The organism is Streptomyces sp. QH1-20 (genome assembly GCF_041283565.1).
GTDB classification, from domain to species: domain Bacteria; phylum Actinomycetota; class Actinomycetes; order Streptomycetales; family Streptomycetaceae; genus Streptomyces; species Streptomyces syringius.
Map to the genome: position 1 here is coordinate 723,159 of NZ_CP166299.1, position 12,203 is coordinate 735,361.

Sequence of the window (12,203 nt, forward strand, 5' to 3'; positions counted from 1 at the left end):
TGATTTCCCTTTGTGGCCCGGACGGCTTGTATTGACTTCTGTATCGCCCTGTGGAATTGATGACACATTCGTCTGCGGACTCCCGCGCACCGCTCTGCCGCGTATCCGAATCTCTCCGCACCCCTCCGCCCCGAAATCCGCCCGGCAGGTCCCGCGCGCCGGAGCACGGCCCACGCCTACCCCCTGGGAGCGCCATGTCCAGAGTGCTTGTCACGTGCAGCGCGATAGCGGCGTTATGCACCCCGGCGTTGTCCACGCCGGCATCGGCCGCCGGTTTCCCCGCGCCGCCCGACAAGATTGTGATCGAGATCGCCACTGTCAACGGCTCGGGCTGCCCGGCGGGCACCGCCGCGGTGGCCGTCTCGCCCGACAACACCGCGTTCACCGTGACCTACAGCCAGTATCTCGCCCAGGTCGGCGTCGGGGCCAAGCCGACCGACTTCCGTAAGAACTGCCAGCTGAATCTGATCGTGCACGTTCCCCAGGGCTTCACCTACGCCATCGCCCAAGCCGACTACCGCGGCTTCGGACATCTCGAGGAGGGCGCGACCGGCCAGCAGAAGGCGTCGTACTACTTCCAGGGGCAGTCCCAGACCACGACGAACATCCACCCCCACAAGGGCCCGTTCCACGACAGCTGGCAGGCGACCGACACCACCGACATCGCCGCGCAGGTGTGGGCACCGTGCGGGGAGCGCCGCAATTTCAACATCAACACCGAGCTGACCGTCTCCGCCGGCACCTCGGACCCGAAGAAGACCACCAGTTTCCTGGCGATGGACTCCACGGACGGTGCCATCAACACCGTCTACCGGCTCTCCTGGAAGGAGTGCCCGAGGAAGTGACCGGGCAGGCGCGCTGCCGGGCGGGCGCCCGGCGGTAGTCGAGACCGAGCAGCGACGCGCGCCCCGCCGGAGGCTTCTCCGGCGGGGCGCGCGACCCTCGGTGGTCGGCCGGACCGGGTCAGTCGACCCGCACTTCCTCCAGGCCCAGATACATCACCGTCGGCTGGACGGGGTTGAAGGCGATGGCGGAGATGCCGTCGTAGGCGTTGTGGGTCTTGGTGACCTTGCCCGTGGCGGCGTCGAGCCGGAAGAGGTCGGTGCCGTAGCCCTGGAAGTAGGTGCCGTACTCGAAGTGGAGCACGTCGGGGTCGACCGGGCTCGGGGCCAGCAGGGTGCCGTTGGTCAGCTTGGTCTCGGCCGAGTCGTCGACCACCTTGGTGAAGGTCCGGCCGCCGTCGGACGAGCGGTAGAGGTGGCGCCCCTCGGCGGGCGAGCCCGGGGTGGCCTGGGCGAGGTCGAGGCCCAGGGCGTAGACGATCGAGGAGGAGGCGGGCGAGACGACGGCGTCGAAGAGGTTCGCGGGGCTGCCCGCGCCGGTCAGGCCGGTCGACGCGGTCCAGGTGGCGCCGCCGTCGGTGGTCACCGCCCCGCCGCGCACCATGCCGCCCGCGACGGCGTGATCGAGGTCGGCGGGGTCGAAGGCGACGGTGTAGACACCGGTCCCGGCCTCGAAGGCGGGCGTCCCGACGCGCTGCCAGCTCGCGCCGGCGTCCGTCGAGTCGTACAGCGCGCCGTCGCCGCCGGCCAGGCGCAGGTGGCCAGGGCGTGACCGGTCGGTGCCCAGGCCCATGATGGCGGTGGTCGGCGCGGTGAGCGGGGTGACCTTCTTGCCGTCCACGCGGGCGAGATAGCCGCCGTTGCGCTCCCACGCGAAGGCGCGGCCGCCGGGGGCGGCGGTCAGGTGGGTGAGGCCGGCGTCGAGGGTCGCGATCCGGGTCCAGGTGCAGCCGGCGTCGGTGGAGCGCTGGAGCTCGCTGTTGCGGGTGGCGAGCAGCGTGTTGGGCGTGTCCAGGGCGACCAGGCCGAAGGTGTAGCTCGTCGGCTTGAGAGGGACGCCGGTCGGCGTCAGATGCGCGCCGTCGTCCCGGGTGAAGGTGACGGCACCGTCCCCGGTGACGCGGGCGCAGGACGGGGTCGTCCAGGCGGAGGCGGAGCCCGCCGCGAGGGCGGTGGTCGGCTGGGCAAGGGCGAAGACAGCAGCGGCCGTGATGACGGCCGCACTGATCCGCTTCATGTTCTCTCCCTTGTGGGGCACAGGCATGGCGCTGTCGGCGCGGAACGACGTGGTGATCACGTTCTAGTCGCCCCCGCCCGCGTCGCATAACGGTGCCGACCGCCAATCTTGCTGTCGCGAAAGCCACTTGACGCACGATCCACGCCATCCGGACCGTCAGTAACGCACCGGAGTGAGCCGTTCCAGGGCTTCGGCCACCCGGCCCGCGCGTGGTGGACCACGGCGGCCAGCAGGGAGAACAGCACGGCATGCGGGACCGCGCCGACCGGGATGACGTCGTCGCCGTCCGCGCCGAGCCCCGCCCGGCCCGGCGCGCCAGTGCGGCCTGACGTCACGTGAGGGGTCAAGCAGCGCACGCGCGGGGCGGGCGACGACCGGCGCGCCCCGCGGGCGGCGGGCGGGGTGCTCAGTCCTGGGCGCGCTGGGTGACGGGGGCGTCCGTGCAGTCGCCGAGGAACTCGTACCAACGGCGCTGCAGGCACACATAGCGGGTGTCCGCCTCGACCAGCCGGAGGAACGACGTCACGGCCTCCGTCAGCCGCACCTGGAGTCCGGTGTCGGCCAGGTCCCCGTCGTCGCTGAACCCCTCATGCGCCCGGGCGAGGCTGAACATGTCGGGGTAGACGCGGGTGCCGAGGTGTTCGAGCGGGATCCGCAGCGCCCACAGCCCCCGGTTGCCGCCGACCAGGGAGGGGGACGCGGAGACCAGCAGGGCGTGCTTGTCCTTGAACGGCTGCGGCCCTGCCCGCGAGACCCAGTCGATCGCGTTCTTCAGGCCGCCGGGCATCGAGGCGTTGTACTCCGGGGAGGCGATCACGAAGGCATCGCACGCCGCCAGCCGGTCCCGCAGCGCACGGGTGCCCTCCGGGAGGCCTTCGGCGACCTCGGCGTCGGCGTCGTAGAGCGGCATGGGGAACTCCCCCATACGGGCGAGCTCGACGGCGGCCCCCGTGTCCCTGACCAGCCGGGCGACGAGCGACGCCAGCCGGGTGTTGAGCGAGTCGGCCCGCAGCGAGGCACTGAGCACCAGGACGCGGGTCGGGGCGGGCGCGGCGTCGTCGGCCATGGCGAGGGAGCCTTCCTCGTGCGAGCCCGCCGGTGAGCGGGGTCTGGCGGCTGTGCGGGGCCGTACGGGCCCGCTATCGCCTCATGATGGCGGGCGCGGGGTGGGCGGGCGACTCGGGACGCCGCCGGGTGACATGGGGTCCGGTAACCTTGACTACTTCAACCTGGGGGTCTTGTGCGAACGATGTCGGCCGTGGTGACGGCTGCACTGGCGTGTGTGGTGATGGGTGCCGCCGTGGTCGGCTGCACCGACGGCTCCACCACGGCGGCGGAGCCTTCCGCCGAGCGGATGCTCGACGACGCGAACGACACGATGAACGCGCTCACGTCGGTGACCATCGACGGGAACACCACCAAGACCGGCGGTGCCGGCTACTCCAGCCATCTGACGACCGACCTCAAGGGCCGGTGTGCGTCCAGGACGACCTGGGCCACCGGTGCCGGCCTCGAACAGGTCCGGATCGGCGCGACGGACTACGTCCGCCCGAATCGCGCGTACCTCGAGCGGCGGTCAGGCCGGTACGCGACCGGAGCGAAGGACCAGAGACGCTGGATCAAGGTCCCCTCCAGCGAGGCGGAGGCGGGAGACGGTCTCGCCGAGTGCACCAGGGAATTCGTCTCCTTCGGCACAGCGACGAAGGGCGAGCCGACCAAGCTCGACGGCACCCCGGTGATTCCGTTGGTGGTGACCGACAAGGCGGACAAGGGCGGCTCGTACACCTTTTACGTCGCCACCGGTGGCAAGCCGTACATCCTCGAGGTCGTCTACAAGGGCCCCGAATTCCACAGCACCACCTCGTTCAGCGCCTTCGACAAGCCATTGGATGTGCGGCCCCCGGCCAAGGCCGATGTGTTGGACGCGAGCGACGTCGGGCGCTGAAACCTGGATCCCCTCCACCGGTCAGTTGTCGATCGTCGAGCCGGGATAATTCTTTGTGGCCAGAGGCGGGGGAGAACATGACGGTGTTCGCGTGTGCGCGGTGCGGCGCTGTGCTGACCGCCCCCGTGACGCGGATCGCGCTTCCCGTCCAAGCCCGCCACAGAGGCGGGCACGAAATGCTGCCCGCGCTCATGGATCCGGGGACGTACGCCGTCGACCCGGAGCCTTCCGGGCCGCCATGGCGGCCCTGGAGCGAGATCGCGGCGGACGAAGCGGAAGCCCGTGGTGTTTTCGCTCCCGTGCACACCCTGTCCTTCGGGCCGGCCGGAGCGATCGTTGTCGCACCGGGCGACACCCGCGGCACCGTCCTGATCCCCGAGCGGTGCGAAGGCTACTGCATGGGGCTGGACGGAAGGGACGGCCCGAACCTGGCCTGCGCGGGATGCGGGCAGGAGGTGGCGACCCGCATCGACGACTGCTCCTACTGGCAAGCGGTATGGCTCGTCCCGCACGCCGTGCGCCGCCTCCCCGCCGACGGCCCCGCCCGCCGGACTGTGGACTGGGAGACTCTGGCGCGGCAGCCCGGCACGCCGCCCATCGAGCCCCCCGGGGTATGGAGCTTCCGATGGGAGGCCGCGGTCGGGGCGGCGCTGGCTCATCTGCTGGCAGGCTCGGCGGGCAGGCCCGTGGCCGTCCCCGACGGCCTCGCCATGAATGTCTTCGGCCGCGCGCTCGACGCACTGCTCCCGCCGGGGCCGCCGGCGAAGCGAGCGGTATTGGCCGGCCCGGGCCTGCCTGTCCCGGACCCCGTCCCCGACATCCTCCTGGTGCCGCAGCATCCGCAGACGGGGAAGGCCTGGCTTCCGTCCACCACCACGGCTACCGTGCCGTTGGCCGCCGACGTGTGGAGGTATCTGGCATTCCCCCACGAAGGACTGCCGCTTCCCGTGACAGGCCGCATGCCCGACGGCGTCCTCCGCGACGATCCATTGCCCCGTCATCCATGGGGGTCGTTCCAGCCCGACACCAGAGTTTTCCTTCACACGCTGGCACGGCTGCCCGCCGTCCGACAGCCGTGGCTGCGCAAGATCTACGACCAGGTGAAGGACAACCCGTACGCCCGCCCCTTCTAGCGTTTCCTCACCGGTCTTGTCACCTGTTTCGCCACACACGGCGGCATCCCCTCCACAGCGCCCGCCGCACGGCGCCGGTAGGCACTGGGCGGCATGCCGACCAACTCGGTGAAGCGGGTGCTGAACGTACCCAGCGATGAGCAGCCGACCGCGAAACAGACCTCGGTGACGCTGAGGTCACCACGACGCAGCAGCGCCGTCGCACGCTCGATGCGACGCGTCATCAGGTACGCGTACGGGGACTCGCCGTAGGCCAGCCGGAACTGGCGGCTGAGGTGCCCGGCGGACATGTTCACACCGCGGGCGAGCGCCTCGACGTTCAGCGGCTGCGCGTACTCCCGGTCGATCCGGTCGCGGACGCGACGCAGTCGCGCGAGGTCGCTCAGGCGCTGCTCCGAGGCGCGTGCGCTCCCCCACGAGGGGTGGCACATGAGGGGATCCCCTTTCGTCGATCCGCGAGCATTCTGGTCGCGTGCCGAGGCAGGTGACGGGGCGCTCGACGGCGACCCGGCAATGACCGGACCGCTCAGCGAAGCTCCTGGATGCGGATCAGGTTGCCCGCGGGATCGCGGAAGGCGCAGTCGCGAATGCCGTACGGCTGCTCGGTCGGCTCCTGGACGACCTCGGCGTCACCGGCGTGCACCTTCTCGAAGGTGCCGTCGAGGTCCCGGGTGGCCAGCAGGATCCAGCCATAGGTGCCCTTGGCCATCATCTCGGCGATGGTACGGCGCTCGTCCTCGGTGACCCCGGGGTCGGCGGCCGGCGGCGCCAGGAGGATGGACGTGTCGGGCTGACCGACGGGACCGACCGTGATCCAGCGCATCCTGCCCTGTCCGACATCGCTGCGGACCTCGAAGCCGAGGGTGTCGCGGTAGAAGGCCAGGGACGCGTCCGGGTCGTCGTGCGGGAGGAAGCTGGTGTGAATGGTGATGTCCATGCCGACGATGCTAGGTGCGCTCCCTGACCCGCGCTTCTCGATTCCTGACCGATCGGCCGGGCATCCGCGAACGCGTCTCAGGCGGGACGATGCGGGTCGCCGAACTCCTGGTCGGTGAACGTTCCGAGCAGAGGATCCGGAGCGTCCCGGTCGGCGTGGGGGTCCCGGCACACGGGGCCGGATTCACTGTCGGGGGTGATCCAGACACCGGTCCACCGCGGGTGGCGGTCGGTGATGGGGGTGCCGCAGCCCGCGCACAGCACGGCCGGGACACCGTGATCGCGAAGCAGCTGGGCAAGCCGGGCCGGCTGGAGCTCGGGGACGTGGTCGTAGTGATCCGGCCAGCTGGACATGGTCAGCGAGCTGTTCCACGCGGCGGCATCGATGGTGTCCTCCCACGTCGTTTCCGGGCTGACGGGATGGAGGACGCGCCATCCGAACACCGGCATTCCCGCGCCGTTGCGTTCGGGCTCCTCACGGAAGGACCGCAGGACAGCGGCGTGGTAGTCGGGGCGCACGTCGCGGACCTCGGCCTCCAGGACCGGACGGAGCGTCGCGTGGAGGTCGTCCAGCGCGGTGAGCACGCCCGTCTCGAACAGATCCCGTCCTGGCTCCTCTGCCTGATGCCACGCGCACAACAGGGCCTGCTCGAGACAACCGCCGACGAAGACCGCCTGTTCGACGGTGGCGGTGCCGTCGTCGGCGAACACGATGCGGTGACGCATCATCGATCCCTCGATGCTGCCGATCCACTCCACGTGTTCGCCGGCACGCACCGCCTTCACCCCGTCGAGGGGGGTCGGGTACCGGTCGGCGAGGCCGTCGAGCGCGTCGCGGCTCTTCGTCACGCGCACCTTCCAGCCCTCCGGCTCCGGACCCGGCCCCGGCCACTGCACTGAAGCAGAGCGTGCGGGGGCCTGCTTGCGGGGCGTCTTGGGGTTCTTCTTGCGCTTCTTCGGCATCGCTGCCCGTCCCTTCGCCATCTGGGCCGTCCGGCCGGCTCACCTCCGCCCACGCGGAGGGCACGCGGATCGTAGCGGAGATCACGTAGCCCCAGTCGCCGCTCCAAGCGTGCCCGGACAGGCTGGACATGACATTGGCTTGACGTGGCCCTGACATCACATCGGATACGTGACACTCTGACTCACACGCCCAATTCCCCCATCCCAGCGCCGAATCCGCACCGCTCGCCTGCCCGGGACCGCGACAGCCGCGGCCCGGCCCTCCGGCTCGCGCGAACACCTCGCGCGACCACGGCGGAAGGAGTACGCGTGAGACGCCCCCACCACCTAGGAGCCGGCATCCTCTTGGCCGTCGGCGCCCTGCTCACCACCGGCACCCAGGCCGCGACGGCCGAACCGCCGAGGCCCCCCACGAACATCCGCACCCTCGCGGCCACAGCCACCGCGCAGCAGCAGGCCCGCGACTTCTGGACACCCGACCGGATGCGCGCGGCAGCCCCCCTCGACCTCCTCAACCCCCGCGACCCGCTCTCCCCCGGCGCCGCGCCCGGCATTCCGCAGCGGACCGGGAAGACCTCGACCGTCGCCCCCACCGCCCCGGTGGAGCGCCCGGCGACCGTCAGCGCCTTCCCGCAGGGCGGCGGACCGTGGACCGGCGGCGGTGCCGTCCTCGCCACCTCCGGCCGGGTGTTCTTCACCCACCAAGGGCGCACCGCGTCCTGCTCGGGGAACGCGGTCACCAGTCACAACGTCAGCACGGTCCTCACCGCCGGACACTGCGTCAAGCTCAAGGGCAGCTGGCACACCAACTGGGTGTTCGTCCCCGGCTACCACGACGGCCAGGCCCCGCACGGCACATGGGCGGCGGCCAAGACGCTGGCCACGGGCCTGTGGGTGGCGAGCGAGAGCATCAACTACGACGTCGGCGCCGCCGTCGTCGCACCGCTGAACGGCAGGAAGCTCGGCGAAGTCGTCGGCGGCCAGGGGCTGAAGTTCAACGGCGGTTACAACCGGCCCATGTACGCCTTCGGCTTCCCCGCCGCGGCCCCGTACGACGGCAAGCAGCTCATCCACTGCAGCGGGAACACCACCAAGCACTTCCTGTTCACCACGGACCACGCCTTGACCTGTGACATGACGGGCGGTTCCAGCGGCGGGCCGTGGTTCGACTCGTTCGACGAGTCGACGGGGGCCGGTCTGCAGGCTTCGGTGAACAGCTTCGGCTACACCTTCCTGCCCAACAAGATGTACGGCCCGTACTTCGGTGACGAGGTCAAGAGCCTCTACGAACAGGCGCAGACAGCCTGACGCCGATTCCCGGCCCGGTGGTCTCCCCCCAGGGCCACCGGGCCGGGTCCGTCCGCGCGCCCGTCGTCCTCCCGAACTGTCTTCCCGAGCCGTCCTCCCGGGCACGGATGACCGGCGTATGGCGACTTTGTGTCAATCACCCTTCACCCCTCCCCTGACCTGCGCGAAGTCGTTACGGTCCCTTTCAACCCCGATCGTTGCCGGATCACGACCACGATCACCGCATCAGGGCAGCCACCACCACCGCATGGCCTGCCCCTGCCCGGAAGGACCTCCGTGCGCGTACACCCCCGCCGCCGGGCGATGGCGGCCGTCATCGCCACCGCCCTGGCCACCCCCGTCCTGCTCGCGGCGGCTCCCGCCGACGCGACGCCCGCACACCCCGACCGGCAGCAGAAACAGGCGGAACAGCTCGCCAAGAAGCTGGTCAAGGCGTCCTCGGGCAAGAGCGCCTACCGCCATCTCGAGAAGCTGCAGGAAATAGCCGACGACAACGGCGGCAACCGCGCCGCCGGCACCGCCGGCCACGAGGCGTCCTCCGCCTACGTCCACAAGCTGCTGAAGAAAGCCGGATACCGGGTCTCCTACCAGGACTTCGACATCTGGGAGGCCAAGACGCACACCGAGAAGCTGTCCGTCGTCTCCCCGGACCCGCGCACGCTGAACGTCACGGCGTTCACGTTCACCCCCTCCACACCGAAGGAGGGCATCCAGGCGCCCATCGCCGCGGCCCGCGTGGACGCCACCCCGGGCTGCGAGGCGGATGATTACAAGTCAGAGACGTTCACCGGGAAGATCGCCCTGGTCAAGCGCGGTTCCTGCACCTTCGTCGAAAAGCAGCGGGCCGCCGCCGCGGCCGGCGCGATCGGCCTCGTCGTCTACAACCACAGCGGCACCACCCCCGTCCGAGGCGCTTTCGACAAGCCGTCCGAGGGTCTGATCCCCAGCGCCGGGGTCACCCTGGCCGACGGCGAGGCACTGGCCGCCGCGGCCGCCAAGGGCGAGGTCAAGCTCTCGCTGACGCTCGATCAGGAGCACTTCAAGAAGAAGACCCGCAACGTCATCGCCGAGACCAAGGGCGGTAACGCCGACCGCGTCGTCGCGCTCGGCAGCCACCTCGATTCGGTGCCCGAGGGCCCTGGCATCAATGACAACGGCTCCGGTTCCGCCGGTCTGCTGGAGGTCGCGCTGAAGCTCGCCGAGGAGACCCGCAAGTCCGGCAAGCAGCCCACCAACAAGCTGCGCTTCGCCTGGTGGTCGGCCGAGGAGGGCGGGCTGCTGGGCTCCAAGCACTACGTCTCCCAGCTCGACGAGAAGCAGCGCAAGCAGATCGCCCTGTACCTCAACTTCGACATGATCGCCTCTCCGAACTCGGCCCAGTTCGTCTACGACGGCGACGACTCCGACCACACGGGCGCGGGCCCCGGCCCCAAGGGCTCCGCGCAGATCGAGCGGCTGATCAACGGCTTCCTCGACCGCAAGGGCAAGCCGCACGAGGGCACCGACTTCACCGGCCGCTCCGACTACGGCCCCTTCATCGAGGTCGGCATCCCGGCCGGTGGCACCTTCACCGGCGCCGAGGGCATCAAGACGGCGGAGCAGGCCGCGAAGTACGGCGGGACGGCTGGTACCGCGTACGACCCGAACTACCACCACGCCGGTGACACCCTGGAGAACCTCGACCTCAAGGCCTTCGACACCAACATCGACGTCATCGCGCACGCGGTCGGCATCTACGCCCACGACCTCCGCTCGCTGACCGGCCCGGCAGGCAAGTAGCACTCGTATCTCCCGTCGGCGCGGTGTGCGGGAGGAGAGCCCCGTACACCGCGCCGACGGGTCCTTGGAGGCCGGGCGGCGCGCACCTTCCGGTGTTGTCCTGGAAGACACCGGTGTTCTACTGGAAGACATGCGACTTCTCGACGCGTACGACAGGGCGATGGGGGAATTCGACCGCCGGGTGCGCGAGGTGGACAAGGCGCAGTGGACGGCGGACACGCCGTGCACCGAGTGGTCGGTGCGCGACCTGGTCAACCATCTGACCGCCGAACACCTCTGGGCGCCGTGGCTGCTGCGCGGCGCCACCCTGGCCGAGGTCGGGGACCGCTTCGACGGTGATGTGCTCGGGGACCACCCCCGGCGCGCCTGGGACCGGGCCGCGGCGGCGTCGCGGGAGGCCTTCCACACGCCCGGCGCGCTGGACGGCGAGGTACACACCAGTGCCGGCGCCGGCGCCGCGGGCGACTACGCGTGGCAGATGATCTGCGACCTGACGGTGCACGCCTGGGACCTGGCGCGCGGCATCGGCGCCGACGACCGCCTCGACGAAGAACTCGCCCGGGCCGTGTACGCGGTCGTGGAACCCCAGGCGAAGAGCTGGCAGGGAGCGGGCATCTTCGACCCACCCGTGCCGGTGCCCGAGGACTCCCCCGTCCAGGACCGCCTCGTCGCCCTCCTGGGCCGACGGCCCTGACCCGGTCCGGCGGGCGGTGGACAGCGGTCCGCGACGGGCAGACGATGGTAGGAGCCCCTGTCGCGCCCCTCCGGCGCGCGGCGCCGGCCGACGGGCGCGGCCCGTGCGGCGGGAGTGTGAAGGCACATGACCATCCCATCGGTACCGATCGACACCGACCGGCGGGACGCCTTCGTCGGGCGTCTGTTCGACGCGGGGATCGGCTCCCTGGAGCTGGTCTGCGTATACCTCGGTGACAAACTCGGCCTGTACCGGGCACTGGCCGACCACGGTCCGCTGACCACGCCCGGCCTCGCGGACGCCGCCGGGGTCCACGAACGGTACGCCCGGGAGTGGCTGGAGCAGGAGGCCACCGCGGGGATCCTGGACGTCGACGACCCGGCCCGGCCCTCCGGGGAGCGGCGCTACACACTGCCGCCGGAGCACGCCGAGGTGCTGCTCGACGGGGACAGCCTGAACTACCTCGGCTTTCTCGGGTGGCTGGTCGGTGGGATGATGCAGCCGCGCACCGGTCTGCTGATGGATGCCTTCCGCACTGGTGGCGGTGTGCCGGCCGCCGTGTACGGCAGCGACATCCGCGAGATGATCGCCGCAGGCAACCGGCCCCAGTTCCTGCATCTGCTGGCCGACGAATGGCTGCCCGCCGTCCCCGAGGTGCACGCCCGGCTGCTCGCCGATCCCCCGGCGCGCATCGCCGACATCGCCTGCGGCGCCGGCTGGTCGACCATCGTGATGGCCAAGGCCTACCCCAAGGCCACCGTCGACGGCTACGACCTCGACGCCGCCGCCATCCACGACGCCCACGCCAACGCCAGGGCGGAGGGCGTCTCGGACCGGGTCCACTTCCGGGCGCGCGACGCCGCCGATCCGGACATCGCCGGGCGCTATGACCTGGTCACCGTCTTCGAGGCGATCCACGACATGGCCCGCCCGGTCGATGTGCTCAGCACCATCCGGCGGATCACGGCCGAGGGCGGTGTGGCACTCATCGCCGACGAGCGGGTACCGGACACCTTCGAGGCGCCGGCGGACGAGATCCAGCGGTTCTTCTACGGGGCGAGTCTGCTGTACTGCCTGCCCACGGGCATGGCCGAACAGCCGTCCGCCGCGACCGGCACGGTCATGCGAACGCCCCTCTTCCGCGAGTACGCCCAGCGGGCCGGCTACGCCGACATCGAGGTCCTCCCGATCGAGCACATGTTCTGGCGCCTGTATCTCCTGCGCCGCTGAGCCCGGCGGTGCCGTGGCAGCGCTGTCGTCATGCCGCGCCGAGTGCGGCGCCATCCGGCGGGTACAGCTGAGGAGATGCCCAGTCAGCGGCCCGACGATGCGGAGAAGTGACTGCCACTCCGCGCGCCTTGCCTGT

12 protein-coding genes are annotated in these 12,203 nt (G+C 70.7%); 7 read left to right on the top strand and 5 right to left on the bottom strand.

Going from position 1 to position 12,203, the window contains the following annotated elements; all coding sequences use genetic code 11:
- Positions 1-194 precede the first annotated feature (194 nt).
- Positions 195-845, top strand: coding sequence for a DUF4360 domain-containing protein (locus tag AB8O64_RS03400; RefSeq protein ID WP_370417780.1), 651 nt, complete (start codon positions 195-197; stop codon positions 843-845).
- Between the two features lie 118 nt (positions 846-963).
- Here AB8O64_RS03400 and AB8O64_RS03405 read toward each other — a convergent pair whose 3' ends face one another.
- Together AB8O64_RS03405 and AB8O64_RS03410 are read right to left on the bottom strand one after the other, a co-directional pair.
- The gene (locus AB8O64_RS03405) at positions 964-2,079 is read right to left on the bottom strand and encodes a WD40/YVTN/BNR-like repeat-containing protein (RefSeq protein WP_370417781.1); all 1,116 of its coding nucleotides are present in this window, start codon (positions 2,077-2,079) and stop codon (positions 964-966) included.
- 406 nt (positions 2,080-2,485) lie between these two features.
- Positions 2,486-3,145, bottom strand: coding sequence for an NADPH-dependent FMN reductase (locus tag AB8O64_RS03410; RefSeq protein ID WP_370417782.1), 660 nt, complete (start codon positions 3,143-3,145; stop codon positions 2,486-2,488).
- 183 nt (positions 3,146-3,328) lie between these two features.
- On the opposite strand from AB8O64_RS03410, the gene AB8O64_RS03415 reads away from it, so the two are divergent.
- On the top strand, positions 3,329-4,024 hold the full coding sequence (locus AB8O64_RS03415; protein WP_370417783.1) for a hypothetical protein: 696 nt from the start codon (positions 3,329-3,331) through the stop codon (positions 4,022-4,024).
- 77 nt (positions 4,025-4,101) lie between these two features.
- Positions 4,102-5,157: a hypothetical protein gene (locus AB8O64_RS03420; RefSeq protein WP_370417784.1), complete on the top strand. Its 1,056-nt coding sequence runs from the start codon at positions 4,102-4,104 to the stop codon at positions 5,155-5,157.
- On the opposite strand, the gene AB8O64_RS03425 is transcribed toward AB8O64_RS03420, so the two are convergent.
- From AB8O64_RS03425 to AB8O64_RS03435, 3 genes are all read right to left on the bottom strand, one after another.
- Positions 5,154-5,588, bottom strand: a complete 435-nt coding sequence (locus tag AB8O64_RS03425; RefSeq protein WP_370417785.1) for a helix-turn-helix transcriptional regulator — start codon at positions 5,586-5,588, stop codon at positions 5,154-5,156. The two genes, AB8O64_RS03420 and AB8O64_RS03425, sit on opposite strands and share 4 nt — an antisense overlap.
- A 95-nt stretch (positions 5,589-5,683) precedes the next feature.
- Positions 5,684-6,094, bottom strand: coding sequence for a VOC family protein (locus tag AB8O64_RS03430; RefSeq protein ID WP_370417786.1), 411 nt, complete (start codon positions 6,092-6,094; stop codon positions 5,684-5,686).
- 77 nt (positions 6,095-6,171) lie between these two features.
- A complete protein-coding gene (locus tag AB8O64_RS03435) occupies positions 6,172-7,056 on the bottom strand; it encodes a hypothetical protein (RefSeq protein WP_370417787.1) in 885 nt (294 codons plus the stop codon).
- A 309-nt stretch (positions 7,057-7,365) separates the two neighbouring features.
- On the opposite strand from AB8O64_RS03435, the gene AB8O64_RS03440 reads away from it, so the two are divergent.
- From AB8O64_RS03440 to AB8O64_RS03455, 4 genes are all read left to right on the top strand, one after another.
- Complete coding sequence (locus tag AB8O64_RS03440; protein ID WP_370417788.1) at positions 7,366-8,364, top strand: serine protease; 999 nt, start codon at positions 7,366-7,368, stop codon at positions 8,362-8,364.
- A 303-nt stretch (positions 8,365-8,667) separates the two neighbouring features.
- A complete protein-coding gene (locus tag AB8O64_RS03445; RefSeq protein ID WP_370423780.1) occupies positions 8,668-10,143 on the top strand; it encodes a M28 family metallopeptidase in 1,476 nt (491 codons plus the stop codon).
- Positions 10,144-10,273: 130 nt separating this feature from the next.
- Positions 10,274-10,837, top strand: coding sequence for a TIGR03086 family metal-binding protein (locus AB8O64_RS03450; RefSeq protein WP_370417789.1), 564 nt, complete (start codon positions 10,274-10,276; stop codon positions 10,835-10,837).
- Positions 10,838-10,963: 126 nt separating this feature from the next.
- On the top strand, positions 10,964-12,067 hold the full coding sequence (locus AB8O64_RS03455) for a methyltransferase domain-containing protein (protein ID WP_370417790.1): 1,104 nt from the start codon (positions 10,964-10,966) through the stop codon (positions 12,065-12,067).
- The last annotated feature ends 136 nt before the right edge of the window (positions 12,068-12,203 follow it).

What these genes read in the sequence shown, in the direction of transcription:
- AB8O64_RS03400 (WP_370417780.1), top strand. Translation starts at nt 195, where the DNA reads ATGTCCAGAGTGCTTGTCACGTGCAGCGCGATAGCGGCGTTATGCACC.
- AB8O64_RS03405 (WP_370417781.1), bottom strand. Translation starts at nt 2,079, where the DNA reads ATGAAGCGGATCAGTGCGGCCGTCATCACGGCCGCTGCTGTCTTCGCC.
- AB8O64_RS03410 (WP_370417782.1), bottom strand. Translation starts at nt 3,145, where the DNA reads ATGGCCGACGACGCCGCGCCCGCCCCGACCCGCGTCCTGGTGCTCAGT.
- AB8O64_RS03415 (WP_370417783.1), top strand. Translation starts at nt 3,329, where the DNA reads ATGTCGGCCGTGGTGACGGCTGCACTGGCGTGTGTGGTGATGGGTGCC.
- AB8O64_RS03420 (WP_370417784.1), top strand. Translation starts at nt 4,102, where the DNA reads ATGACGGTGTTCGCGTGTGCGCGGTGCGGCGCTGTGCTGACCGCCCCC.
- AB8O64_RS03425 (WP_370417785.1), bottom strand. Translation starts at nt 5,588, where the DNA reads ATGTGCCACCCCTCGTGGGGGAGCGCACGCGCCTCGGAGCAGCGCCTG.
- AB8O64_RS03430 (WP_370417786.1), bottom strand. Translation starts at nt 6,094, where the DNA reads ATGGACATCACCATTCACACCAGCTTCCTCCCGCACGACGACCCGGAC.
- AB8O64_RS03435 (WP_370417787.1), bottom strand. Translation starts at nt 7,056, where the DNA reads ATGCCGAAGAAGCGCAAGAAGAACCCCAAGACGCCCCGCAAGCAGGCC.
- AB8O64_RS03445 (WP_370423780.1), top strand. Translation starts at nt 8,668, where the DNA reads ATGGCGGCCGTCATCGCCACCGCCCTGGCCACCCCCGTCCTGCTCGCG.
- AB8O64_RS03450 (WP_370417789.1), top strand. Translation starts at nt 10,274, where the DNA reads ATGCGACTTCTCGACGCGTACGACAGGGCGATGGGGGAATTCGACCGC.
- AB8O64_RS03455 (WP_370417790.1), top strand. Translation starts at nt 10,964, where the DNA reads ATGACCATCCCATCGGTACCGATCGACACCGACCGGCGGGACGCCTTC.